Annotated in this window: 22 protein-coding genes; 18 read left to right on the forward strand and 4 right to left on the reverse strand. The window is 54.6% G+C overall.

Annotated elements, in window-relative coordinates; translation table 11 throughout:
- Positions 1 to 3: 3 nt before the first annotated feature.
- Positions 4 to 645 carry a TetR/AcrR family transcriptional regulator gene (locus tag ACFFLD_RS17090; RefSeq protein ID WP_386042544.1) on the reverse strand — a complete coding sequence of 214 codons (642 nt, stop codon included), beginning with the start codon at positions 643 to 645 and terminating at the stop codon, positions 4 to 6.
- Positions 646 to 837: 192 nt separating this feature from the next.
- On the opposite strand from ACFFLD_RS17090, the gene ACFFLD_RS17095 reads away from it, so the two are divergent.
- Together ACFFLD_RS17095 and ACFFLD_RS17100 are read left to right on the forward strand one after the other, a co-directional pair.
- Positions 838 to 1,611 (forward strand): MipA/OmpV family protein, encoded by a 774-nt coding sequence (locus ACFFLD_RS17095; RefSeq protein WP_386042546.1) that lies wholly within the window; start codon positions 838 to 840, stop codon positions 1,609 to 1,611.
- A gap of 141 nt (positions 1,612 to 1,752) precedes the next feature.
- On the forward strand, positions 1,753 to 2,055 hold the full coding sequence (locus tag ACFFLD_RS17100) for an antibiotic biosynthesis monooxygenase family protein (RefSeq protein ID WP_386042548.1): 303 nt from the start codon (positions 1,753 to 1,755) through the stop codon (positions 2,053 to 2,055).
- A gap of 162 nt (positions 2,056 to 2,217) precedes the next feature.
- Here the strand turns inward: ACFFLD_RS17100 and ACFFLD_RS17105 are convergent, their stop codons facing one another.
- Positions 2,218 to 3,144: a 1,4-dihydroxy-2-naphthoate polyprenyltransferase gene (locus ACFFLD_RS17105; protein ID WP_386042550.1), complete on the reverse strand. Its 927-nt coding sequence runs from the start codon at positions 3,142 to 3,144 to the stop codon at positions 2,218 to 2,220.
- A gap of 180 nt (positions 3,145 to 3,324) precedes the next feature.
- Here ACFFLD_RS17105 and ACFFLD_RS17110 point away from each other — a divergent pair, with 180 nt between their 5' ends.
- The 4 genes from ACFFLD_RS17110 to menH all read left to right on the forward strand — a co-directional run bounded on the left by ACFFLD_RS17110 (position 3,325) and on the right by menH (position 7,751).
- Entirely contained in the window at positions 3,325 to 3,834 is a 510-nt protein-coding gene (locus tag ACFFLD_RS17110; RefSeq protein WP_386042552.1) for a DoxX family protein, read from the forward strand.
- A 61-nt stretch (positions 3,835 to 3,895) separates the two neighbouring features.
- Positions 3,896 to 5,224 (forward strand): isochorismate synthase, encoded by a 1,329-nt coding sequence (locus ACFFLD_RS17115; protein ID WP_386042554.1) that lies wholly within the window; start codon positions 3,896 to 3,898, stop codon positions 5,222 to 5,224.
- A 5-nt stretch (positions 5,225 to 5,229) separates the two neighbouring features.
- A complete protein-coding gene (gene menD / locus ACFFLD_RS17120) occupies positions 5,230 to 7,008 on the forward strand; it encodes a 2-succinyl-5-enolpyruvyl-6-hydroxy-3-cyclohexene-1-carboxylic-acid synthase (protein ID WP_386042556.1) in 1,779 nt (592 codons plus the stop codon).
- A 2-nt stretch (positions 7,009 to 7,010) separates the two neighbouring features.
- The gene (menH, locus tag ACFFLD_RS17125) at positions 7,011 to 7,751 is read left to right on the forward strand and encodes a 2-succinyl-6-hydroxy-2,4-cyclohexadiene-1-carboxylate synthase (RefSeq protein WP_386042558.1); all 741 of its coding nucleotides are present in this window, start codon (positions 7,011 to 7,013) and stop codon (positions 7,749 to 7,751) included.
- A 40-nt stretch (positions 7,752 to 7,791) separates the two neighbouring features.
- Here menH and ACFFLD_RS17130 read toward each other — a convergent pair whose 3' ends face one another.
- Positions 7,792 to 9,261: an anion permease gene (locus ACFFLD_RS17130; protein WP_386042560.1), complete on the reverse strand. Its 1,470-nt coding sequence runs from the start codon at positions 9,259 to 9,261 to the stop codon at positions 7,792 to 7,794.
- Positions 9,262 to 9,525: 264 nt separating this feature from the next.
- Between ACFFLD_RS17130 and frdA the strand changes: the two genes are divergently transcribed.
- The 11 genes from frdA (at position 9,526) to ACFFLD_RS17185 (ending at position 20,792) form a co-directional block, all read left to right on the forward strand.
- Positions 9,526 to 11,313 (forward strand): fumarate reductase (quinol) flavoprotein subunit, encoded by a 1,788-nt coding sequence (frdA, locus tag ACFFLD_RS17135; protein WP_386042562.1) that lies wholly within the window; start codon positions 9,526 to 9,528, stop codon positions 11,311 to 11,313.
- Positions 11,310 to 12,077, forward strand: coding sequence for a succinate dehydrogenase/fumarate reductase iron-sulfur subunit (locus ACFFLD_RS17140; RefSeq protein WP_386042563.1), 768 nt, complete (start codon positions 11,310 to 11,312; stop codon positions 12,075 to 12,077). The genes frdA and ACFFLD_RS17140 overlap by 4 nt, the downstream gene beginning before the upstream one ends.
- Positions 12,078 to 12,270: 193 nt before the next feature.
- Entirely contained in the window at positions 12,271 to 12,666 is a 396-nt protein-coding gene (locus ACFFLD_RS17145) for a fumarate reductase subunit C (RefSeq protein WP_386042565.1), read from the forward strand.
- A 2-nt stretch (positions 12,667 to 12,668) separates the two neighbouring features.
- Complete coding sequence (gene frdD, locus ACFFLD_RS17150; protein WP_386042567.1) at positions 12,669 to 13,079, forward strand: fumarate reductase subunit FrdD; 411 nt, start codon at positions 12,669 to 12,671, stop codon at positions 13,077 to 13,079.
- A 46-nt stretch (positions 13,080 to 13,125) separates the two neighbouring features.
- On the forward strand, positions 13,126 to 13,986 hold the full coding sequence (menB, locus tag ACFFLD_RS17155) for a 1,4-dihydroxy-2-naphthoyl-CoA synthase (protein ID WP_386042569.1): 861 nt from the start codon (positions 13,126 to 13,128) through the stop codon (positions 13,984 to 13,986).
- Entirely contained in the window at positions 13,986 to 14,927 is a 942-nt protein-coding gene (menC, locus tag ACFFLD_RS17160) for an o-succinylbenzoate synthase (protein ID WP_386042571.1), read from the forward strand. The genes menB and menC overlap by 1 nt, the downstream gene beginning before the upstream one ends.
- A 32-nt stretch (positions 14,928 to 14,959) precedes the next feature.
- Positions 14,960 to 16,393, forward strand: coding sequence for an AMP-binding protein (locus ACFFLD_RS17165; RefSeq protein ID WP_386042573.1), 1,434 nt, complete (start codon positions 14,960 to 14,962; stop codon positions 16,391 to 16,393).
- A 276-nt stretch (positions 16,394 to 16,669) separates the two neighbouring features.
- Positions 16,670 to 17,209 (forward strand): hypothetical protein, encoded by a 540-nt coding sequence (locus tag ACFFLD_RS17170; RefSeq protein WP_386042575.1) that lies wholly within the window; start codon positions 16,670 to 16,672, stop codon positions 17,207 to 17,209.
- A 1,018-nt stretch (positions 17,210 to 18,227) separates the two neighbouring features.
- Positions 18,228 to 18,731, forward strand: a complete 504-nt coding sequence (locus tag ACFFLD_RS17175) for a hypothetical protein (RefSeq protein ID WP_386042577.1) — start codon at positions 18,228 to 18,230, stop codon at positions 18,729 to 18,731.
- 509 nt (positions 18,732 to 19,240) lie between these two features.
- On the forward strand, positions 19,241 to 19,978 hold the full coding sequence (locus ACFFLD_RS17180; RefSeq protein WP_386042579.1) for a hypothetical protein: 738 nt from the start codon (positions 19,241 to 19,243) through the stop codon (positions 19,976 to 19,978).
- Positions 19,979 to 20,075: 97 nt separating this feature from the next.
- Positions 20,076 to 20,792: a hypothetical protein gene (locus ACFFLD_RS17185; protein ID WP_386042581.1), complete on the forward strand. Its 717-nt coding sequence runs from the start codon at positions 20,076 to 20,078 to the stop codon at positions 20,790 to 20,792.
- 420 nt (positions 20,793 to 21,212) lie between these two features.
- On the opposite strand, the gene ACFFLD_RS17190 is transcribed toward ACFFLD_RS17185, so the two are convergent.
- On the reverse strand, positions 21,213 to 22,481 hold the full coding sequence (locus ACFFLD_RS17190; RefSeq protein WP_386042583.1) for a Zn-dependent hydrolase: 1,269 nt from the start codon (positions 22,479 to 22,481) through the stop codon (positions 21,213 to 21,215).
- Positions 22,482 to 22,703: 222 nt separating this feature from the next.
- Here ACFFLD_RS17190 and ACFFLD_RS17195 point away from each other — a divergent pair, with 222 nt between their 5' ends.
- Positions 22,704 to 24,083 (forward strand): aspartate aminotransferase family protein, encoded by a 1,380-nt coding sequence (locus ACFFLD_RS17195; protein ID WP_386042585.1) that lies wholly within the window; start codon positions 22,704 to 22,706, stop codon positions 24,081 to 24,083.
- Positions 24,084 to 24,127 lie beyond the last annotated feature (44 nt).

Here is a 24,127-nt window from a genome sequence, read left to right on the forward strand (position 1 = left end):
TCTTCAGTCCGGTGAAAGTAGGCGTAGCATGACGTCGCGGTGGCTTTTCTTGATCGCGGCAATTTCGCTGGCAGCGCTTTCGCCCCCGATGATCATTTGCCAGAACATGGCGAGTACCGCCGGTGAAAACGCCAGGGCAATTTGCCCGGATGTCAGGGAGGTATGTGAGGTGTGCTGACGTAGGTAGTTCTCCAGTACCTGCTGGCGTTTTTGGATATAAGGCTGATAGGTCTGCTGATACCACTGCTGGATCCTGTGCGGGTTTCTTCCACTCTCAATGAGTAAAAGCCGTATGATGGAGAGCCTGCGCGGTGATCTGGTGCCGCCATAGAGAACGCCCAGAAAGCTATCAACGGCCGATTCAAGGCTCTCTTCGCTGCTTAATGCCCAGCCGTCGTCGGACATGGTGGGCAGCATGATCGTATCGAGTAGCGCCTCGAACACGGCCTCCTTGCTGGTAAAGTGCGCATAAAGGCCCGCTTTGGTGATGCCTGCTTTACGGGCAATGTGCTCGACGGTTGCCCCTTCAAAGCCTGAAATACTGAACTCGTCAAGCGCGGCATCCAGTATGTATTGGCGGCGAACAGTCGCGCTCAAGCGCGTACGCTTGGTCGGCGCAGTGCCCGCTTTGGGTGTTTGCGTCATGAGATTACTTACCCTGCAAAAAAGGCTTACAAAAGTGCTACTATACCTTAACGACCGTTTGGTCGTTAAGACTTTGATCAATCGCTGATTCAGGGCATAGCACTGGACGAGAGGCCTTCGCAGCCAAAAGACGCGATTCTTCTTTTACCCATGCTGGCGCATGTTAATCACGAACGCTTAAGGAAGAAGCACATGACTCATGTACATCCAGGACGCTGGCGGCTGATGTTGGCATTAGCCATCGCTAGCTTTACGACCGGCTCGACAGCGCTGGCAGCACAGTGGGAAGGCACCATTGGTGCCGGGGCGATTTATACGCCAGATTATCTGGGTAGTGATGACTATGAATGGAATGCCTTTCCGGGCTTCGAGGCGACCTACGACAACACGTTCTTTGTCAGTATGAGAAACGGCATTGGTTGGAATATTGTCAACCAGAACGGCTGGCAAGTAGCGCCCTTTCTCGGTTATACCTTTGGCCGTGATGACACCGGCGACATCGCTGACCTGGACAAGGTCGACGGTGGCGCAACAGCTGGTCTTCGCATTAGCTATCAGGGCAATGATTGGCGCTACAGCGCATCAGCAGAAACGCCCTTCACCGGCGATGTCGATGGCTACCGTTTCGCTTTAAAGGCTAATCAAGTCACACGTTTTGGCGAACGTACTGTGGTTACTTTTGGACCGAGCGTTGCCTATACCAGCGCCGACTGGACAGACGATCTGTTTAGCGTCTCGCCCTCTGAGAGCGCACGTTCAGGCATCAATGCCTATGACCCGGACGATGGCTTTTTTGCGATTGGCGCTGATGCATCGCTAAGCTACTACCTGACAAGCCAATGGTCGGTGACCGGTATTGTCGGCGCCTCCATGCTTACCGGCGACGCCAGCGACAGCCCGATCGTCAATGATCACGGGAGTGACATGCAGTGGCGGACAGGCGCGTTCATCAACTATCACTTTTAAGCTGGGTGGCTTAGCTATACTGATACTTAGCGGTTGAGGGATAGTCGTTGCTAAACCTATTCGTCATCACTCCAGGTCGTTACCATCAAGCCAGCATTTGCGTAATCCATTCAGCAGAACCCTTCCAACAGGAGCGTCATAATGTATATCGCGATGAACCGTTTTCGGATTGCCCCAGGCCGCGAAGAGGACTTTTTAGAGGTGTGGCGCAACCGTGATTCTCACCTGGAGGAAGTGCCAGGATTCAAACAGTTCAAGATGCTCCAGGGCGAAAAGCAGGAAGATCACACCGTGTTTATCTCCCATAGCGTGTGGGAGTCAGAAGATGCCTTCCGCGACTGGACCAAGTCAGAGGCATTTCGTAAAGCGCACGCCAACGCCAAATCGCCGGAAGGCATTTACCTTGGCCCGCCCAAGTTTGAAGGCTATGAGGTGGTGCTGTAAGGCTTATGTTGTTAAAGGCTGAGTTGTTAAAGACAGTATTGCTAACGCCAATGCTGTTAGCGCCAGGCCGATGATCAGCGGGGCAGTTGCCCCGCTTTGTTAAGCCCGATTTAAAAAATCCAGTTAAAACAATAATTTAAAGAAGTGATTTAAAGCAGTGTTTTAAAACAACGCCAAGCCTATAGACAGCAACATGCTGTAAATCAGGGTTGAGATGGCTGTCTTTTTCAACATGCCGGTCAGAACGTCTCCATCACGGCTACGGCGTAATGTTCTGGCAGCATCTGTCAGGGGCTTGGTCACCAGTAGGCAGCTCCATCCCACCAGTGGCACCGGCAGTGCCAGCAGATAGATCACGGTTAGCAGCAGCGCCATGCCCAGCAGGACCCAGTGGTAGCTGATCGCGTTAGCGCGACCAAGCCGCACCGCCAGAGTGATCTTGCCGTTGCGCGCATCGCTTTCGATATCGCGCACATTGTTCACGTTGAGTACGGCGGTTGCCAGCAGCCCACACGTCGCTGCGGGCAGAAGCGGCAACCAGCTCAGTTGTTGGGTATAAAGGTAGTAAGTGCCCAGAACGCCGAGCAGCCCGAAAAAAATGAAAACTGAAATATCACCCAATCCCCGATACCCATAGGGCGTGCCCCCAAATCCAACGGTATAGGTCACCGCGGCTAATAAAGCGGCGGCGCCTAGCAGCACGAAGGTGACAATATGCCTCCACTGGTCTCCGAAAGCGGTAAGCAGTAATGAAAGCCCTAAGAGAACGGCTACCGCGGCCGCTACTATCATTCCTCTGCGCATAGCCTGTGGGCTTAACAAGCCTGAAGAAACCGCCCGTGCCGGCCCAATGCGCGCCTGGTCATCGGCCCCGGACACCGCATCTCCATAGTCATTTGCCAGGTTGGAGAGTATCTGAAGTGAAATCGCCGTTAATAGGGTCAGCAAGAATACGCCGGGATTAAAACTACCCACATGAGCGGCAAGCCCACTGCCAAGCAAGATGGATGCGCAGGCCAGCGGCAACGTGCGTGGACGGGCTGCCAGCAACCAGGCCTGGTAGTGTGGACGTTTGATGGAGTGAATCATGTGTTGCTATCTCTTTTAACATAGGCGACAAGAAAAAGGTTAGGGGGCGCAGCATGCAAGAGGCGGTGGCTAAAATATCCGCTAAATTATAATTAACTGGTGACTAATAGACACACGTCAAAAAGAATCGAGATGTTTTGTTCCACACTGCTGACTTCCCTCTAACGTGGAGTCTACGGGATGATCGGCGACTTATTTAGAAAAAATAAATATGCAGCCTTTGTCTGGCTGGTATTGCGTCTTTACCTGGGGGTTACCTGGTTAACGCTCGGCATTGGCAAAATCACCGACGGCTTTAATGCCCAAGGGTTTTTAAGTGGCGCGGTTGCCAACCCCGTCATGCGTGAGGGGAGCATGGTCTACCCTAACTATGTGGCCTTTCTGGAGCACGTAGCACTACCCAATGCGGACTTAATCAATGTGGTTATTCCGATGGGGGAAATACTGGTAGGTCTTGGTTTGATCGCGGGGGTGCTTACCTCGTTCGCCGCTTTTTTTGCCATTGTGATGAACATGTCTTTCTTGATGGCGGGCACCGTCTCCACCAATCCATGGATGATCGCACTGACGTTCTTTCTGTTGGTGGCGGGCGCTAATGCCGGTCGCTTTGGGGGAGACCGCTGGCTTTTGCCCTATATTAGCAAAAAGCTTTATAGTAATAGCAAAGCGGCGCGTGCCCGGCACTCCTGAGCCGCATCATCGCTGAATCACACCGTCGTGTTGCGCAGTGGGCAAAGGAAGAATGCGTTAAATGAACCAATCAGTAACCCCCGTCATCGAGCTGAAGCAACAGTTGGATGCGCTGCACGTTGACGATCAGCGGGGGTTTGTACGCCTGAGTACGCCCTGCCGGGTGGGGCATTTGTTGGGCTGGCTAAATGTACAAAGCGTGTTGCCGCGCCTTTACTGGAAAGCCCGGGAGGACGATGCAACTGAGTATGCGATGGTGGGTGCGGTCAAGGTATTTAGTTCGTTAGCCGCGCTGCAGATTGATCAGGCCGCGCTTGCCGCCTACCCAGGCGAACAGCCCGAGTATGTTGGCGGTATGGCGTTTGATGCAGGCGTGCCGGGATGGGCGGATTTTCATCCTTATCATTTTATTCTTCCGCGCATAGAGCTTAAGCGTGGGAAGCAGGGCGCTACCCTGTCGCTTAATCTGCGCTTTGATGACCGCCACCCTGAGAGCGAGATAGCCCAAGCCCGTGCTTGTTTAGCCGCATTGGAAGAAGAACAGCCGTTGCCACGGCGACTACCCGATACCTACCAGCGTGAAGATCACCCTACGCAACAACAGTGGGGGGCGCTGGTCACGCAGCTTACCCATTCCGACCACTTGCATCACATCCCCAAGGTCGTGCTTTCCCGGGAGACCTCGCTGACAACCGCTGAGTCTCCTAGCCCCTGGGCGCTGCTGGCGCGATGGCAGTCCGGCGCTGCCGACTGTTTTCACTTCGGCATCCAGTTGACGCCAGACGCGGCCTTTATCGGCTGTCCGCCAGAGCGGCTTTATAAGCGCGAAGGCCAGCATCTGGATAGCGAGGCATTGGCAGGCACTACGCACCGGGGAGGGGATGTCCAGCAAGATCAGGCGCTGGCGACTGAGCTGCTGGTCGATAAGAAAAACAGACTCGAAAACCAGTGCGTATATCAGCAGTTACTGACTCAGCTTGAGCCGCTTTCTTCTCAAATTGACATGGGGGAGGCGCATATTGTCAAGCTGCGCTCGGTGCAGCATATCCGCCGTCTGATCCATGCCGAACTGTACAAAGACGTAAGCGATCAGCAGCTGCTGGAAATGTTGCCGCCAACACCTGCGGTCGCCGGTGTTCCCCGTGAGTCGGCATTGGCGTTTATTCGCCAGCATGAGTCCCATCAACGCGGCTGGTACGCGGGTGCTTTCGGCCGGGTTAGCCATGCCAGCAGCGATCTAACGGTGGCTATTCGCTGCGCCTACATCGGCCCAACGGAAATTCGTCTCTACGCCGGGGCCGGTATCGTGGCAGGCTCTCGGCCAGACGAAGAGTGGCGTGAATTGGATGCTAAAATTGCTGACATCATGTCGCTGCTAGGGATGGGTTAACACATATGACAGCGCTGACATCGAGCGAGCTTGCAAAGGGCGAGCTTTCAAAGAGTAAGTTCCCGAAGAGAGGTTTTGCTAAAGAGCACGCCACCTTCAATCATGTGTGGGCAGCGCTGATGCTGGAAGAGCTCTTCCGCTTAGGTGTACGCGATGTGGTGCTGGCGCCGGGCTCCCGTTCATCACCGTTGACCATGGCCGCCAGTGAGCATGCCGGGCTTTGCTGTCGCTGCCATTTTGACGAGCGCGGGCTAGGGTTTATGGCGCTCGGCATCGCCCGGGGTAGCCAACGGCCGGTCGCGATAATCACCACGTCGGGCACCGCCGTGGCCAATCTTTATCCGGCGGTGGTCGAGGCCAATCTACTGGGCGTGCCGCTGGTGGTGTTGTCCGCCGACCGCCCCATAGAGTTGCTGGATAATGGCAGCAACCAGGCGATTGACCAGCGAGATATATTCTCGCGCCACACCATTGCCCATCACGACTTGCCACCGCCTGACGCTGACATCAAAGCCGCGTTTCTCCTCAGCACGATTGATCAAGCCATCGATCAACAGCGCCGCACGCCTGGCCCTGTCCACTTTAACTGCCGTTACCGCGAGCCACTTTACCCCGGCACCCGCTTGTTTGATGCAAGCGCCTATCTTGCCCCGTTGGGGAACTGGCTGGTGAACTCAACGCCATGGAGCGACTGGCAAACCAGCAGGGTAACGCCAGTGCTTAACAACGAGTGGGAGGCGTTTGCCCAGCAGCGCGGCATTATCGTGGTCGGGAATATTGATGACGCCCATCAAGCGCAGCACGTTGTGGCGCTATCCAAACAGTTGGGCTGGCCCTTGCTTGCCGACTTACAGAGTCAGCTTCGTTTTGACCCGCATAACCTGATCCATTTTGATCTGGCGCTTCATGATGAGCGTTTCAGTGAAGAGCTTGCCAAGTCAGAGGTGCTGCTTCAGTTTGGCGGTCGGCTGATTTCCAAGCGACTAACACAGTTTATTGCCCACCATCCCTGGCAGGATACTTGGCTGGTTGACCCGATGCCTCAGCGCCTTGATCCCGATTACAGTATTAAACGCCGTCTGATATGCCTGCCTGCCGATTTTATCGCTGCCTTGCCCATGGGTGCCCAACAGTCGCCTTGGCATCAACTGGAGAGCCTTCAGCGCCGCACCAGCCAGCTGGTGGAAGAGCGATGCGCGACATTTTCAGAACTGGGCGTGTGTCACCAACTGGTGCAACTGGCGAGAGGACAGCTGTTTGTAGGCAATAGCCTGCCCGCGCGGCTGATGAATATGCTGGGGACGTATCGAGATAGGCCGCTGCGGGTATTTGCCAATCGGGGTGCCTCCGGTATCGATGGCCTGATTGCCACCGCTTACGGCATCAGCTGTACTCACCCAGAACCCACGACGCTACTGCTGGGGGATACCAGCGCGCTTCATGATCTCAATAGCCTGGCGTTGTTAAAGCAGGCGTCGCAGCCGCTGGTGGTGATTATCCTCAATAATGATGGCGGAAGTATCTTTCAGATGCTGCCAGTGCCTAAAAAGGGGGAGCTTCTGGAGCGCTATTACCGCCAACCTCACGGCTTGAGCTTTGAGCATGCGGCCATGATGTTTGGGCTTGGTTATTCAGTCCCTGAGACTTTGCAGGCTTTTGTGACAGCCTACCGTCAAGCGCTACAGGGGGGTGTTACGCTCATCGAGATTAGCGTGCCTCATCAGCAGGTAGCCGATGAGTTGGCAGCGCTCGGTACGGCGATTCAAGTCGATTCAAGGGAATGAACGTGAGTAAAGAAACCAAACCGACCTTGGTGATGCTGCACGGCCTGCTGGGTGATCGCCACGACTGGGGCGCCGTAATGAGTGGTCTGGCTGGGGTCGATTGCCTCGCCCTGGACTTGCCAGGGCACGGTGACAACCACCAGCGGCAGGTCGCTTCTTTCGAAGGGTTTCATCACTGGCTGAATGACACGTTGATGGCCCACGGTATTCGCCGCTATTGTCTGCTGGGCTACTCACTGGGCGGGCGCCTGGCGCTTTACCACGCCAGCCGTCAACCCAGCGGCCTTGAAGCGCTCTGGCTGGAAAGTGCACATCCCGGGCTTGCTGACAGCGAGCGCACTGCGCGAATCGCTCATGACGAACACTGGGCGAGACGGTTTGAGCAGGAGGTATTAAGAGAGGTACTCACCGATTGGTACCAGCAGTCGGTGTTTGCTGATCTAACCGACGCTCAGCGCCATCGGCAGATTCATCGTCGTCTTGCTAATCGAGGCCCAGCGGTTGCCAAGATGCTGCGCGCCACGTCGCTTGGCATGCAACCATCGCTATGGTCGTGGCTGGAAAATACGTCGCTACCGGTGGGGTATTTTTCTGGCTTGCGGGATGCCAAGTTCAACGCTCTGGCATCCCGTTTGGCCACGCTGGCGCCTCGTCTACGCCATATTGCGTTGGCGGGGGGCCACAACCTGCATTCTGAACTTCCCGAGGAAGTCTCAAACTGGCTAAGCGCAGGGCTTCGATAGCCCTGCGCTTAGTCCTGTACATAGCCCTGCCAATCGCCAATCAATGGATCATCATGAGCCAGGGTAGCCCTACCGCTAGCCAGGCCACCAGAAACAGCAGGCCAAAGATGGCGCCCAACCGCCACCACAATCCGCCAGGCAGGTAGCCGCTACCGTAGTAGACCGGGCTTGGGCCAGTGCCGTAGGGCGTGATAATGCCCATAAAGCCGAGGGTGGGCAGTAGCAGGAGAATAAATAGCTGCATATCCAGTCCGGCAATTCCCGAGGCGGCTGCCAGGATGACCGGCAGCAAGGCGGTAACGTGCGCTGTCACGCTGGCAAAGAAGTAGTGCAGTAAATAAAAGATCACCACCAGTGCCACCATGGCCATCAGCGGATTGAAATGGCTTATCTGTCCGCCGACGACATTGCCAAACCAGCTGACGAATCCCACCTGACTTAGCCCTCCCGCCAGCGCCACCAGCGTGGCAAACCACACAAAGGTATTCCAGGCCGCGCGGTTATCGAGGATATCGTTCCAACTGACCATGCCGGTAAGCAGCATGCCGCAAATGACGACCAGTCCCACCAAGGACGCAGAAATGATATCGCCCGCAAAAATCCACAGCAGTAGGGCGGTGACGACCATCATGACAAGCAATATCTCATGGCGGGTCAAGGCGCCCAGTTTGGTGAGTTCCTTGCCTGCCCAGTCGGAAATTTCATCACCTGCCTTCACTTCGGGGGCGCATAGCCAGTAGCTTAAAAGCGGTACCAGTAGAAGCAGCAGAATGCCGACGGGGGCGACGGCCATGAACCATTGTCCCCAGCTAATTTGAATGCCGGTTGTGCTCTCGGTAAGTGCGATAGCCAATAGATTGGGTGCCAACGCGGTCAGAAACAGCGAGCTGGTGACACATGTTGAAGCAAGCGCTGTCCACATCAAAAAACTGCCCATACGCTTCATGCTGGGATCATTGGGATGGGAGTCGTAAAGCGGTGGCAGGTTACGAATCACTGGATAGATGGTGCCGCCACTGCGCGCCGTATTGGAGGGCGTAAACGGTGCCAGAATGGCATCGGCAATCATTACCGCATAACCCAGGGTCAGGGTACGTTTGCCCATGGCGTGAACCAGCCAGAGAGATATCCGTCTGCCCAGGCCGGTTTTCTCGTATCCCAAGGCAAACATGAAGGCACCGAAAATTAGCCAGACGGTAGAATTAGTGAAACCGGAAACCGCCCAGGAAAAGGCTTGGCCCGCGGGGTTGAAACCGTCAACGGCGAGCTGTTCGGGGGAGAACAGCACCCACCTTGAAAGCAGCGCTACCAGTGTAACGCCGACCAGTCCCACCACCGCGCCAGGCAAGGGTTCAAGAATAAGACCGACGACGCAGCCTAGAAAGATGGCTAGAAAGTACCACGCATGGGGCGCGAGACCAGTGGGGGTAGGGATCAGCGCGACAAGAATAGCAACTGCTAATGGCGCCAGCAGTTTCCATCGCGGTGAGGGTTGGGCATTGGTAGTCATGCGACACCTCTCTTCTGTATTTGGCGTGTTTGCTTTTTTTGGTTAGTGAACAGGGATTTGCCTTACATTTATTAACCAGAAGAGTAGAACGCGCGGGGCTGCACTCATAGTGATATTGGATTAATGTTCAGCTGTGTTGATGTACGTCAATACCTCTTTAGTTTAATAAGTTCGGCAGGCTGGCGGTATGGTAGCTTGATAGAAGAGGGCGCCGAAGAGTGTCGCCATTTCTGCCTAACGACCTGACTAATGGAAGGGGGTGTCATGCGCCAGCAGGATTTCGATATCGTCATTGTAGGTGGAGGCGGCGCAGGGTTACGCGCAGCGATAGGTGCGGCCGAGGCGGCCAAGGAGGAGGGGATCTCCCAGCGTATTGCGCTGCTTTCCAAGGTATACCCCATGCGCTCGCATACCGTGGCCGCCGAAGGGGGCGCTGCGGCTGTTACCAGCAGCGACGACACCCATCAGGCGCATTTTGATGACACTGTCTCCGGTGGTGACTGGCTGGTTGAGCAGGGCGTGGTGGATTATTTTGTCCATCATGCTTATCGGGAGCTGGTGCAGATGGAGCGCTGGGGCTGCCCGTGGAGCCGCAAAGAAGATGGCCAGGTACAGGTACGCCGCTTCGGGGGCATGAAAACCGCCCGCACCTGGTTCGCGGCCGACAAGACCGGCTTCCACATGCTGCACACGCTATTTCAGACCTCGCTCAAATACCCTGAGATCGAGCGCTTCGATGAATATTTCGTGCTCGACCTGGCGGTACACGAAGGCGCGGTCATCGGGGTTATCGCCTTGCAGGTGGCTACCGGCGAACTGATCATGCTGCGCGCTAAATCAGTGGTGTTGGCCACTGGCGGTGCGGGGCGTCTGTTTCGCTTCAATACCAACGCCGGCATTGTCACCGGCGACGGTATGGCGATGGCCTACCGACACGGCGTGGCGCTGCGCGATATGGAGTTTGTGCAATACCACCCCACCGGCCTGCCCGGTTCAGGCATTTTGATTACCGAAGCGTGTCGGGGTGAAGGCGGCATTCTGCTCAATAAAGATGGCTATCGTTACCTTCAGGATTACGGTCTTGGCCCAGAAACCCCGCTTGGCAAACCGGAAAACAAGTACATGGAGCTGGGGCCACGGGACAAACTTTCCCAGGCTTTTTGGCAAGAGCAAAAGGCGGGCCGCACCGGTAAGTTTGGCGACAGCGACGTGGTCTATCTCGATCTGCGCCACTTGGGGGAAAAGTATATTCTGGAACGCCTGCCGTTTATCTGCGAACTGGCTAAATCCTATATCAATATTGACCCGGTGAAAGAGCCGATCCCCATTCGCCCAGCAGTTCATTACACCATGGGGGGAATTGAAACCAATCCTCAGTGCGAAACTTCGATTGCCGGGCTCTACGCCGCCGGAGAGTGCGCGTCGGTGGGCCTGCATGGCGCTAATCGCCTGGGGTCCAATTCGTTGACCGAGCTGCTGGTCTTTGGCCGTCTGGCCGGTGAACAGGCAAGTAAGCGCGCAGCACAAACCGAGTGGGCCGATGAGCGGCTGCTGGAAGCCCAGGCTGATCGCCAACAAGCCAAGCTTTTACGTCTGTGTGACGGAACCGACAGCGATGAGAACTGGGTAGATCTTAAGCATGCCATGGTGCAGGCCATGGAGAGCGGTTGTGGTATCTACCGCACCGAGGAGGGCATGCAGCAGTCGCTTGCGACCATGCGCCAGCTTCGCGCTCGTTACGACAAGATTCGCGTTAACGATACCAGCAAGATATTCAATACCGAGCTTCTAGAGTGTATTGAGCTAGGGTACGGCCTGGATATCGCCGAAGCCTCATGCCTGAGCGCGCTTGAGCGCCGTGAGTCCCGTGGTGCCCACCAGCGCCTGGACGAAGGCATGCAGAAACGCGACGACGTTAACTACCTCAAGCATAGTCAGGTCTTTTACCAGGGCGACGCTCATGCTGAGCTTCGCTGGCAGGATGTCGATGTACGGTTTTCCGCTCCGGCCGAGCGGGCTTATGGCGATGCGGGAAAGGAGGGTAAGGCATGAGTACCGAAACGGTCAGTACCAAGAGTGCTAGCACCAAGCACATTAGCGTTAAACGCTACCTGCCAGACAACTCGACTGAACCCTATTGGCAGCAGTACGAGCTGCCGGTGGACGAGAGCACTTCGCTGCTGGATGCCCTCAACCATATCAAGGAACAGCTCGACAGCACATTGAGCTACCGCTGGTCATGCCGCATGGCGATTTGCGGCTCCTGTGGAGTCATGGTTAACGGCATTCCCAAGCTCGGCTGCAAAACTTTTTTGCGCGATTACGACGGTGAGATCCGTATTGAGCCGCTCTCCCACTTCCCGGTGCAGCGTGATCTGGTTGTGGACATGGAAATATTCCTTGAGCACCTGGCGGCGGTTAAACCCTACCTGATTGATGACAACCCGGTAAAACCGTTTGATCCGCAGGCGCCGGAAACCTATAAGCAGTCGCCAGAGCAGCTTGCCCGCTACAAGCAGTTTGCCAACTGTATCAACTGCGGGCTGTGCTACTCGGCCTGCCCGCAGTTTGGGCTCAACCCTGAGTTTCGTGGCCCGGCGGCGATAGCGCTGGCCCACCGTTACAACCTGGACAGCCGCGACCATGGCAAGAAGCAGCGCATGGCAGAGCTTAATCGTCACGATGGGGTGTGGAGCTGCACCTTTGTGGGCTTCTGCTCCAAGGTGTGTCCCAAGCACGTCGATCCTGCCGCTGCAGTAAATCAGGGCAAGGTCGAAGCTGCCAAACACACGCTTATTGCGCTGTTTAAAGGGTAGAAAAGAGAGGGTCTAGGCTTCGCTGCCGTGGGGAAGATTTGTGCGAGGGCGCTGTGAACCCGTCCATGGGCGCTACTTTCGCCATCCATGGCGAAAGACCCTCGCTTCAACCTACCCCACGCACTGGGATTGTGTGTCGAAATAGTTATATCCAACTGAGTTAGTCCTGTTAGAAAGGTCTAGGAGAGAAAGTATGGATAAGTCATCAACACAACGTCTGCCGCCACTGAAACGCACCTGGTGGCTGAAGCACCGCTTTTTTAAACTGTATATGCTGCGCGAAGCCACGGTGCTGCCGCTGGTGTTTTTCACGCTGTGTTTAATGGCCGGTATGGTTGCTCTGCTTCAGGGAGCGGACAGCTGGCAGGGGTGGGTCGCCTTTATGGGCTCGCCTATCGTGCTTGCGCTCAACCTGCTGGCGCTTGTTGCCAGCCTTTATCACGCCGCCACCTTCTTTGTACTGTTCCCGCGGGTAATGCCGCTGCGTATCGCTGGCCACAGCCTGCCTGACCATATGATTGTGGCGGGGCAGTGGGCCGGTGTGGTGGCCGTCGCGCTGCTATTTTTCTGGCTATTGGGGAGGGCATGAACATGACTAAGCAAGCCATGAACGACCAAGCCATGAACAAGCCTGGCGCACAGCACAAACAAGCTTTTGATGAGCCGCTTTGGTGGGGGCTGTTTAGCGCAGGCGGCGTCTGTTTTGCCGTCTTGTTGCCCGCCGTTATTCTCTTTATAGCGATTCTACTGCCCCTTGGTCTACTGCCCGCCGAGGCACTGAACCACGCGCGAGCCTCAGCGTTGTTGTTCAGCGTACCGGGCTTTATGTTTGTGGGTGCGGTGGTGTGCTTGCCACTATTCCATGCGGCCCATCGACTGCGCCATGGGTTATTTGATATCAGCGTGGGTAACGACACGGTCAATAAAACGCTGATGTACGGCGGTGCAGCGCTATTGAGTGTGCTGGCGCTTGGCTTGGTGGTGGCAGGCATGTTGAGTTAACCGGCTTATTTGAAACAAACGCCTTAACCGATTAAAAGAGACTGGAATGATTGACGGACTGACTGAATCAGAACTCTACGCCCCCATTGAGTGGCAGGATGACTCCGCGGACTATCAGGACATTCTGTATCACACCTCGCGGGAAGGCATTGCCCGCATTACCATCAACCGCCCCGAGGTGCGCAACGCCTTTCGCCCGCAAACGGTCAATGAAATGGCCCAGGCGTTAAACCGCGCCCGTCATGACAGCGCCATCGGCGCCATTCTACTGACGGGCGCCGGTGATAAAGCGTTCTGTTCCGGCGGCGACCAGCGCATTCGTGGCGATTACGGCGGCTACCAGGACGAAGAGGGTACCCATCACCTCAACGTGCTGGATTTCCAGCGTGATATTCGTACCTGCCCCAAGCCAGTCGTCGCCATGGTGGCGGGCTACGCCATCGGCGGTGGCCACGTGCTGCACCTGATGTGCGACTTGACCATTGCCGCCGATAACGCGGTATTTGGCCAGACCGGCCCCAAGGTTGGCTCGTTTGATGGCGGCTACGGGGCCTCTTATCTGGCCCGTATCGTGGGTCAGAAAAAGGCTCGGGAAATCTGGTTTCTGTGCCGTCAGTATAGCGCCGCCCAGGCCCTCGACATGGGGCTGGTCAACCATGTGGTGCCGCTTGCCGAGCTCGAAAAAGAGAGTGTTCGCTGGTGCCGCGAAATGCTCCAGCACAGTCCCATGGCGCTTCGCTGCCTGAAAGCTGCGCTGAATGCCGACTGCGACGGCCAGGCGGGGCTGCAGGAACTGGCCGGCAACGCCACCATGCTCTACTACATGACCGAAGAGGGGCAGGAGGGGCGTAACGCCTTCAACGAAAAACGCCGCCCGGACTTTTCCCGCTACCCGCGTAACCCCTGATGCAGTTGGCGCTTTACCGCTACTCCCTCCCGTTGCGCCAGCCGCTGATGTTTAAAGGGCATAGGCTCAAGAGCCGGGAAGGGCTGCTGATTTCCATCAATGGGCAGTGGGGCGAGGTCGCGCCGCTGCCTGGCTTCTCGATGGAAACCCTGGCGCAAGCAGAAGCGGAGAGCCTTGCCTGCCTGGCTGCATTAAAGCGCGGCGACACCACCTGCCCGGCGCTACCGTCGGTGCAGTTTGGGTTCGACTGCGCCCAGCGCGCGTGGCCTGCCAATCTTCCTGACCCTTTGCCAGCCTATCCGCTGCTTCAGGGCACGCCTGCGTCACTGATGCAGTCTCTTTCCGCCCCCCATTGGCAGGCGTCGCCGCCGAAAAGACTCAAGCTCAAGGTGGCACGCTACGCCATGGCAGAGGAACTGGCGCTGATTAAACAGCTTGGCAAGCGCTTCCCCACCACCCAACTGATTCTGGATGCCAACGCTGGCTGGACACAGGAAGAGGCCCAGCGCTTCTGCGAGCAGCTAACTCTGGAACAGATCGACTACCTGGAAGAGCCTTGTGCTAGCTTTGCTGACACGATCGCGGTCGCGGAAGCCACCGGGGTGAACGTGGCGCTGGATGAAACGCTTTCCCGCGGAGACGCGTGGCAATGCCACCCGCAGCTAAAAGCGCTGGTCATCAAACCCACGTTAATCGGTTCGCTAAATGCCTGCGAAGCACTCGTTCAGCGAGCAAGCGAAGGCAACCTGCGCGTGGTGATTTCCTCGAGCTTTGAATCCGACCTGGGCCTTGGCCTGCTGGGCCGGTTAGCCAGCCAGTGGGCGCCCAATGAGCCGCCGGGGCTTGATACAGGCCACTGGCTTACCGCGCGTGTTACCCATGTCTTGGGCGAAGTAATGACACACTCACTGCGCTGTATCTATCGGACCTCGTCGTTATAAAACCCTCATAGCTATCAACAGGAGCACTCAGCGTGATCGATACCTGCCCCATACACGTCTGGGCTAAAGAGACCCCTGAGAAAATTGCCATAGAGGCTGGCTCTGTATGCCTTGATTATCGCACGCTCGATCGCCGCGTAGCGTCGTTAGCACAGCAGTTGGCGCGGCAAGGGTTCGTGCCCGGGGATCGGCTAGTGGTTCCCGCCAAAGGCTCGCTTGATTCCTTGCTGCTCGCCTGGGCTTGCCTACGCGCAGGGCTGATTTTCTGTCCGCTCAATCCCGCGTTTCCCGTAACCCAGCAGTTGGGTCTGGCCAAGCGACTTCAGGCTGATCGCGTCTGCCAGCCGGAGAGTGACCATGCTTATCCCTCGGAGCTTGTGCCGGTCATTCTCGATTTTCTCTCAGAAGCCGAGGTGAGCTCGTCGTCGGTGCTTGATGGTAACCAGCTGTGCAACACGATCTTTACCTCCGGCTCCAGCGGTACGCCCAAGGCGGTGCTCCATCGTGTGGGCAATCATCTGGCGTCGGCGCGTGGCTCGGCGTCGTTTATCCCCGTCGATCAGGACAGTGGCTGGCTGCTTTCGCTGCCGTTATTTCATATCGGTGGCTACGCAATCGCGTTTCGCGTCTTTCTCGCCGGCGGGCGGGTGATTCTCGATGATGCGCCGCCTACATTGGCGGCGCGTCTTGAGCAGCAGTCGATCACCCATCTTTCACTGGTGCCCACCCAGCTTTGGCGGCTGTTGCAAGCGGGTTTTACACCCCAGCGCACGCAGTTGCGCGAACTGCTGCTGGGTGGCGCAGCGATTCCCGCGCCGCTGGTGGCCAGGATGACCTCGCTGGGGCTCACACCGAAGGTCAGCTATGGGCTCTCCGAGATGGCCAGCCAGGTGTGCACCGGTATCCCGGCAGCACCTGGCGTTGTGGGCGCGCCGCTACCGGGACGCGAGGTAAGAGTGGCCGACGGAGAGATACAGGTGCGGGGTGACACCCTGTTCAGCGGCTATCTGAATGAGGGCGTGGTTGATGCGGCCCTCAACGACGAAGGCTGGTTTGCCACGCGCGACAAGGGGCATTTTACTCCGCAAGGCGCGCTGGTAGTGGAGGGGCGGCTCGATAACGCCTTTATTTCCGGTGGTGAAAATATCCAGCCGGAAGCTATTGAACAGCGCCTGGTCGATCATCCCAGCGTTGCTCAGGCATTGGTTGTCGCAGTGCCCAGTCGCGAGTGGGGCGAGCGACCAGTGGCGTTTATCGATTGGCACAATCAGGCCGTATCGGAACGCACGCTAGGTGCCTGGGTACGCGACGCACTACCCGGCTTCATGGTGCCGGATGCTTGGCTTGCCTGGCCTGAGGGCGTGGGGTTCAAACCCTCGCGCAAGCAGTTTGCCGCCAAGGCGCGGGCGGCGCTTGAGCCAGCCGAAAGAGTTGGCGAGCAAAGAGCTACGACTTATGGCTTATGACTGACGGCTGTCATCAAATTTACGCGTGACCGAAGGTAAGTTTGTGGATAGGGTATGATTAAATCGAGCAAAACGAGCGAGTACACGAAGAGTGGATAGGCTTCCCGTAAAGTGGTCGGCTCTAGATAGATCAGACAGTTACGGATCGCGTGCGGCTGCATAACACCGATAAACGCGCCGGCGCATTTATTTGTGTTATATGGATGGGCATATAATCACTGTTATGCAGCCGGCACGATAATCACTATTATGCGATAGCCTGAAGATAGGGAATATATGCTCGAAGAAATGACAGAAATATTTAAGGAAACAAACAAGCGTTTCCTTGAAAGTGAAGAGAGTAATATCATGCTCGGTGTAGCGGAGCGCAATCTGTGCGGAGCGATGATGCTTCATATGCGCAGAGTCTTAGATGGAACTGCATATGAAAAGTATCACGTTGATGTAGAGTACAACCGAAATGAAGGCGGGCGCCTAAAGACAATCGTCAACGGAAAAGAAACCCCAATTCCGATAACTTGTGATCTTATCGCTCACAGCAGAGGGGAGAACATAGAACAAGATAACCTAATTGCTATTGAAATGAAGCGTAATAGTCACCCCAAGTCAGAAAAAGACAAAGACAAAATACGACTTAAATGCCTCACTAGAGACAGCTATGACAACCTTTGGTCTTATGATGGTAAAACTTTTCCAGAGCATGTATGCCGATATATTTTAGGGGTTTACTACGAGCTCAATGTCGATCAGCGTAAAGTTAGCATTCATTACTATGCAAAGGGTAAACATATTAACCAGTATGACGTCACTTTCTAATTTCATTGCTAAAATGCATAACAAGGCGCTGCTGCCGGACAAATTTTCCGCTGCGCTCCAAACCTGCTGCAGAGCGCGGCGTTAGGCAGTATCAATATGCACCAATATTCTCTTAGGTTTTTCTTCTCTCCTGGCAGCAACGTCTGTCTTTGGGCTGGAAACGAGGTAACCCAGCAGAGGTGGGATTATCCGGTAGAGTCGTGTTCTCTTCCGGTGCCGGAAAATACTTGGCGCTATGCTCTCTACCTTTGCGCATGGTACGACACCAGTATTGATTGGAGCTATCCGCCAAACCCATTGCGCTGGGACGCTAGTGAGCAAAAGTGCTTCAATGCCGCATGCCAACAATTTTTACTGCAGCTAAGCAAAGAGCTAGGGCCTGACTTTGCAATCACTGATGAGTCAGAAACTGCCTAACAAGGCCATTAAGTTTGCTCCCTGCGGTCGCCGGACACTCGTACCTCGCGCCGTTTATGGCGGGCGTTATACAGAACCATCGGAGATCTGAATGTTTGGAGAAGTTGGCTTTTCGCCATGGGTAAATTGGAAGAGTAGAGCCGAGGTCATTGGGAGAAAGAAGCCTGGAGTCTACTTCATCGCTCGCAGCAAAAAAGAGCCGGAGGACTTCCGGGTTAACAATGGCAGTATTATCTACATAGGTGAAACAACCAGCCAAACACTCGGGGATCGTCTTAGGCAATTCAACACGTCAGCGTTTAACGTGAAGCCTGGACATTCAGGCGGCAACACCTTCAGAGCAACGATGTCTCATGACACTGATGCATCTATGCTATGGGTAGCCGCTTGCCCTGTAGAGATGGGCGAAGTGTACACATCAGCTTACATTAAGTATTTGGAACGTCGGCTCATTTGGGAATACGTTTGCACTTACGGGTGTCTTCCGCCGTGCAACACTCAGTAGGCTTTCGGTATAACAAGTTGCTGCACGCGGATAAATTACTCGCTGCGCTCCTAATTTGCCGTTGAGCAAAGCGTTATATTGAATGAGGTGTATTAGTTGCCCTTTACAGAGATGCAAATCCTTTATTGCCAAGTTTTTGCCGCTGCCTTCATGGGCTGGGACTATTTCATGCCGCAAAGGTGTCGCCAATGGCTGGACGAACGTGCTAATCGGTATTTTGGTGGGGTGCAAAGAAATGTGGACAAAGATATAGGTGACGCTTTTCAATTTCTGATCGAAAACAGATTTAAAGTGCTTGTTTCGATAATCTTTCTGCTTTTAGGTTATGGCTCACTTAAGTTAGGCAGTTTTTACGCTGGTCATTTTTCAGCGGAAGTAGGGTTCTTCTCTGGCCTCGTATTTCTCTTTTTTAGCGCGGGCGGGTTTTTGACGTTAATGAATGTTTTGATACAGCTGGCGGTTCCCTTTGGCGCAGGGGGGCTTTTTCGGATTTTCACCACATTCCTTACTCGCACAGAGAAAGGCCCCATCGCCGGTATCGGTTTTTTAGCCCTATTAGTTTCCTTTGCGATGCGGTATGCGAACCAAACATCAATATAACCAATGCAGGCACGGCGACGCCTACTACATTGCGCCTACGGCTCCATTCCGTAGGCGCGCATGCTGCAAGCGTTAAGTGGCTAATCGTAGCTGCAATTAAACATTGAAGGAGGAAGCAAAATGTCAAAGGAAAGTCAGATAACTCAATGGCTTAAAGAACACACGAATTTTTCGTGGACGCGCACTAGCGGGGACTCTCCGGCAGTTAAACGAGATCGTCTTTTCATCAATCGAAGCGAAGGTTATGAAATCAGGGACTTTATCCTCCAGTACTACGATGAGTGCAATCTTGAGCATAAGTCCGAGAACTACGAGATTACCCTGAAAAAGATCATGGGGTACCGAAAGGGCGAGAAGGTCAAAACTGAAGACCTACTAAATCATTTAAAAAGCAAACTGAAATAGTGGCCCATCGCCACTTAACAAGGCCAGGCACTGAGACGTCTACTACATTGCGGCTTCGCCTCCATTCCGTAGCCGCGCATGCTGGCTGGCGTTAGGCACTGAACATGGATCAGCTTCTGAACTTAGCAGACGATAGGTTGATAAACGGCTGCATCTATTGTGGAGGGGCGGCTGATACACGTGATCATGTTCCTTCACGTATCCTCCTTGATCCTCCTTACCCAGAGAACTTACCGGTTGTCGGTGCGTGCAAAACGTGCAACCAAAGATTCTCCAAGGATGAACAATACCTTGTGTGTCTTTTGGAAGCTGCGCTAGCCGGGTCTACAGATCCTGGTGAAATCAAAAGAGCATCTGTTGCGAGGGCTATGAAACGATCGCCCGCGTTGAGAGCCCGAATTGAATCTGCAAAAACAACCTGGCACAACCGTACTGTTTTTATTCCTGAGGAAGATAGGGTAAAAAATGTAATGTTAAAACTGGCTCGCGGACATGCTGCTTTTGAGCTTAGTCAACCCTGTACCCAAGAGCCAGACCATTATTGGTGCGGAGCGCTGGAAACACTACCTGAAGAGCAGCGCGAGGGGTTCGACGCGGTACATATTCAACAGCTTTTCGGCGAAATTGGCTCCAGAAATATACAGCGCATGTACGCTGTTGAAGTAACTTTGCAGTCGGAGTCAGATGGCCAAAAGAAAATGCAAGTGATGGTAAACGATTGGGTCGAAGTTCAAGAAAGTAACTATCGCTATCTGGCAATTGACGATATCAATGGGGTAATAATCAGGATTGTTATTTCCGACTATTTGGCCTGCGAAGTCGCCTGGAAAATTTATGCCTAACAATCGCAGGCACGGCGACGGCTTCTCCATTGCGTCTTCGCCTCCATTCCAAAGCCGCGCATGCTGCGGACGTTAAACACAGAACAAAGAGAGATGTATGGAATCGAATCGTTGGTGGGAGTTTTACTTTATCCGTTACTTTGTCGGATCAGTGCTGGGAAGTTTGGTCGTTATGGCTCTCGCTTTTCATCCCGAGTCTTCGCTCTCCCATGTCATATCTAACTTATTTGATTTCGATGATGCGAGCCTACTCAAGCTAAAAAGTGATCATTTTTGGGTTATTTTGGGATTCGGAGTCGCTTTCTGTTATATAGCTAGCGCGCCGATTCTTGTGATGCACGTTTTGCGAGCCCATATTAACTTTAGAAATAATGCTGACATGAGTCTGGGCGCATGGGGTTTGCGTTTGATTATTTTTTTAGTTTCCGTAGGCATTGTTTTGAAAATTCACTGGGGCGACTATCTGAGAATAGTATTTTTCATTGGTTATGCGTTAGTGGTCACTTTCCAGCTTGCTTTGTTAGTACCAGCAATTTTCCGAAAATTCGATAGAGTATTTTTATTCTACAAAAAGTTAGCTAATGACAGGGCGAAGGATGAAAAAACTAGAAAGGAATTTGTCGAGTCATACAGGCATTTGAGAGAGCACGGAAATGCATTTCTTATTATTTTTTGCGAGCTTATATTAGGTTGTGCGCTCTTTGTGTCAGGTAGTTTGTCTGAGGCTATTATAGTGATAATGATATGGCTCGGCCCAACATTACCAGTATGGTTTATAGGATCTTCTCTAGAGACCAAAATTGAAGATGTTTAACAAGGCCATTAAGTTTGTTCCGGGCCTTTGGCCCTCAACCGGACGTCCTTATCAGGGCGCCGCTTATGGCTGGCGTTAGTATCTTATGTATAATTCTGTTCCTTGTTTTCCGCTTTTTTACGTTGTCTTACCGTGCTTGCCAATCTTCTATTTAAAAAACGCCATCGAACTCCCTTTCCGTACGTGATATCGCAACGGTGAACGCACCGTATTCTTTAAAATGCCGATAAGCGTTTCGTCATCAATGATGCTCAGAGTGTGGGCACCAGCCGACGTCACCCCCTCTAACAACTGCGCCGCATGCAACACCTTCCTATCCTGATACTTATCCGCGACCAAATGAAGCCTTGGCGACAAGCGTTTGCCGCCAAGGAGTGGGAAGTGCAGTGAGACGTGTAGCGGCGCTGCCTATTGCTATTCTTATTCTGCCGGGCCCGCAGCATTCAGCATGGCGTGGAACAGGACATTACAGCCAGCGTGAACATGCTCAGGGGTGGCGCTCTCAATTTCGTTGTGGCTGATGCCATCCTTACAGGGAATAAAAATCATGGCAGCGGGGGCAACACGCCCAACAAACATCGCATCGTGGCCCGCCCCACTGATGATATCCATGTGCGATAGGTTGAGCTTCTTTGCCCCTTCGCGCACGGCATCGACGCACGCTTTATTGAAGTATTCAGGCGCAAAGTTAGCCGTAGGTTCCAAGTGGTACTCAAGGCCGTGGCGCTGACAAATCTCCTCAATAGCATCGCTGATTGCCTGCCCCATTGTCTCCAGCGCGTCTGGTTCCCAGTGACGCATATCCAGGGTCATCTTTACCTGACCAGGGATTACATTGCGCGAACCAGGGTGGAGCGCCATATAGCCGACCGTGCCACGCCCATGCGGGTGGTGCTCATGAGCAATCCGGTTAAGCGCTTGGGTGACTTCAGCCGCGCCCATCATGGCGTCCCGACGCAAATGCATCGGGGTAGGGCCCGCGTGGGCTTCAAGCCCGGTCAGGGTTAAATCAAACCACTTCTGACCTAAGCCTCCGATCACCACACCAATCGTGGTGTCGGTGTCTTCCAGAATGGGACCCTGCTCAATGTGTGGCTCAAAATACGCTTTGATCTCATTGGGCGAGACACTATCGGTGCCGCGGTAGTGGATAGCATCGAGGGCATCGCTAACCGTGATGCCCTCGGCGTCGGTGCGCGCCATCATGGCATCAAATTCCAGCTCGCCGGCAAACACGCCGGAACCCATCATGCAAGGTGGAAAGCGGCAGCCCTCCTCGTTGGTCCAGGCCACCACTTCGATAGGGGATTGGGTGGTGATGTTGTGCTGGTTGAGGGTGCGAATCACCTCCAGTCCAGAGAGCACACCAACACACCCGTCATACTTGCCGCCAGTGGGCTGACTATCCAGATGGCTGCCTGCCATCACCGTTTTTGCACCAGGATCGCTACCTTCACGCCTTGCGAAGATATTGCCCATATTGTCGATACGAATCGTACAGCCTTCGGCACGACACCATTGAATAAACAGGTCCCGCCCCTGGCGATCCAGGTCGGTGAGTGCTTGCCGGTTCACACCGCCTTTGGCAGTGGCGCCGAGCTTGGCCATTTCCATCAGCGATTCCCAAAGGCGATCACTATCGGTACGTAGGTCGGCAGTGTCGATGGTCGGTTCAGCAAACGAGTTCATGGGCATTCCTTATGAGTAAGCACAGGTAACGCTGGCGGCATCCCGGTGTTACTGCTTATGGTTAGCGCTTGTTTTTATGATGTGGCTACTTGCCAGCGTAGAGATAAACAGCCATGTATTACGTATAGATTATCTAACGTGAACAATAGGAAAGTCTGATTTTACAAACGTGGCCGCTGGCGCATGCTGCGGAAATGCCCAATTGCAATGGAGCGCGACATCATGTTTGGTTTAAACAACACGACAACTCCACCATCAGCTGCGCACGTGGCTGAAGACGAAAAAAGTGCCTCAGGCACTAGCCTTAACCAGCACTACTGGATGCCGTTTAGCGCCAACCGTGACTTTCACGCCAATCCACGGGTGATTGCCGGGGCACAAGGGCGCTATTACATCGACGATCAGGGCCGCAAACTGTTCGATTCGCTCTCGGGCCTTTGGACCTGCGGTGCGGGGCATAATCGTGACGAAATCCAAAAAGCCGTGGCGGCGCAGCTCGGAACGCTCGACTTTGCTCCCGGTTTTCAGATTGGCCACCCGCTGGCGTTTAAGCTGGCGGAGAAGATTGCCAGCCTCACGCCTGCCGGCCTGGATCATGTGTTCTTTACCAACTCCGGGTCAGAGGCGGCCGACACCTCAGTCAAAATGGCCAAGGCTTACTGGCGATTGAAAGGTAAACCCGAAAAGACCCGCATGATTGGTCGCGCCAAGGGCTATCACGGGGTGAACATCGGCGGCACCAGCCTGGGGGGAATCGGTGGCAACCGTAAGCACTATGGCCAATTGATGGATGTAACGCACCTGCCGCATACCCTACAGGCTGGCCATGTCTATACCCAAGGCCAAGCCGATACCGGTGCTGAGCTTGCCGATGCGCTGCTGGATCACATTGCGCTGCACGATGCTTCCACCATTGCGGCGGTGATTGTCGAGCCGATGTCCGGTTCGGCGGGGGTGATCGTGCCGCCCAAAGGTTATCTAGACCGTCTGCGCGAAATCTGCACCGCCCACGACATTCTGTTGATTTTTGACGAAGTGATTACCGCCTTTGGGCGCAGCGGTGCGACCACCGGTGCGGAGGCCTTTGGCGTGACGCCGGATATCATGAACGTGGCCAAACAGATCACCAACGGTGCCATTCCAATGGGTGCGGTGATCGCCTCCGGCGAAATTTTCGACACCTTTATGCACGCAGGTGGCCCACAGCATGCGGTTGAATTCACCCATGGCTACACCTATAGCGCCCATCCCGTGGCATGTGCTGCCGGGCTCGCCGCGCTTGATTTAATGGAGCGTGAACACTTCACGGCCCAGGTCAGCGCCATTGCGCCTACCTTTGAGCAAAAGCTTCACGCTCTGAAAGGTCGCCAGCATATCGTCGATATTCGCAACTACGGCTTGGCCGGCGCCATTCAGTTAACGCCGCGTGACGGCGATCCGACGATTCGTCCTCGCGATGCCCACATGGCGCTCTGGGAAGCCGGGTTTTACGTGCGTTATGGCGGCGACACACTACAGTTTGGTCCTCCCTTTGGCACCACCGAGGCTGAGCTGGAACGTCTGTTCGATGCAGTGGCGAGCACCCTGGATTCATTGGCATAAGCGTCGTTGGCATAACCTACTGACAACATCATTAGAGAGTCTGA

Origin of the sequence: Vreelandella sulfidaeris, assembly GCF_042429665.1 — a bacterium.
Taxonomy (GTDB): Bacteria; Pseudomonadota; Gammaproteobacteria; order Pseudomonadales; family Halomonadaceae; genus Vreelandella.

What these genes read in the sequence shown, in the direction of transcription:
- ACFFLD_RS17090 (WP_386042544.1), bottom strand. Translation starts at nt 645, where the DNA reads ATGACGCAAACACCCAAAGCGGGCACTGCGCCGACCAAGCGTACGCGC.
- ACFFLD_RS17095 (WP_386042546.1), top strand. Translation starts at nt 838, where the DNA reads ATGACTCATGTACATCCAGGACGCTGGCGGCTGATGTTGGCATTAGCC.
- ACFFLD_RS17100 (WP_386042548.1), top strand. Translation starts at nt 1,753, where the DNA reads ATGTATATCGCGATGAACCGTTTTCGGATTGCCCCAGGCCGCGAAGAG.
- ACFFLD_RS17105 (WP_386042550.1), bottom strand. Translation starts at nt 3,144, where the DNA reads ATGATTCACTCCATCAAACGTCCACACTACCAGGCCTGGTTGCTGGCA.
- ACFFLD_RS17110 (WP_386042552.1), top strand. Translation starts at nt 3,325, where the DNA reads ATGATCGGCGACTTATTTAGAAAAAATAAATATGCAGCCTTTGTCTGG.
- ACFFLD_RS17115 (WP_386042554.1), top strand. Translation starts at nt 3,896, where the DNA reads ATGAACCAATCAGTAACCCCCGTCATCGAGCTGAAGCAACAGTTGGAT.
- menD (WP_386042556.1), top strand. Translation starts at nt 5,230, where the DNA reads ATGACAGCGCTGACATCGAGCGAGCTTGCAAAGGGCGAGCTTTCAAAG.
- ACFFLD_RS17130 (WP_386042560.1), bottom strand. Translation starts at nt 9,261, where the DNA reads ATGACTACCAATGCCCAACCCTCACCGCGATGGAAACTGCTGGCGCCA.
- frdA (WP_386042562.1), top strand. Translation starts at nt 9,526, where the DNA reads ATGCGCCAGCAGGATTTCGATATCGTCATTGTAGGTGGAGGCGGCGCA.
- ACFFLD_RS17140 (WP_386042563.1), top strand. Translation starts at nt 11,310, where the DNA reads ATGAGTACCGAAACGGTCAGTACCAAGAGTGCTAGCACCAAGCACATT.
- ACFFLD_RS17145 (WP_386042565.1), top strand. Translation starts at nt 12,271, where the DNA reads ATGGATAAGTCATCAACACAACGTCTGCCGCCACTGAAACGCACCTGG.
- frdD (WP_386042567.1), top strand. Translation starts at nt 12,669, where the DNA reads ATGACTAAGCAAGCCATGAACGACCAAGCCATGAACAAGCCTGGCGCA.
- menB (WP_386042569.1), top strand. Translation starts at nt 13,126, where the DNA reads ATGATTGACGGACTGACTGAATCAGAACTCTACGCCCCCATTGAGTGG.
- menC (WP_386042571.1), top strand. Translation starts at nt 13,986, where the DNA reads ATGCAGTTGGCGCTTTACCGCTACTCCCTCCCGTTGCGCCAGCCGCTG.
- ACFFLD_RS17170 (WP_386042575.1), top strand. Translation starts at nt 16,670, where the DNA reads ATGCTCGAAGAAATGACAGAAATATTTAAGGAAACAAACAAGCGTTTC.
- ACFFLD_RS17180 (WP_386042579.1), top strand. Translation starts at nt 19,241, where the DNA reads ATGGATCAGCTTCTGAACTTAGCAGACGATAGGTTGATAAACGGCTGC.
- ACFFLD_RS17185 (WP_386042581.1), top strand. Translation starts at nt 20,076, where the DNA reads ATGGAATCGAATCGTTGGTGGGAGTTTTACTTTATCCGTTACTTTGTC.
- ACFFLD_RS17190 (WP_386042583.1), bottom strand. Translation starts at nt 22,481, where the DNA reads ATGAACTCGTTTGCTGAACCGACCATCGACACTGCCGACCTACGTACC.
- ACFFLD_RS17195 (WP_386042585.1), top strand. Translation starts at nt 22,704, where the DNA reads ATGTTTGGTTTAAACAACACGACAACTCCACCATCAGCTGCGCACGTG.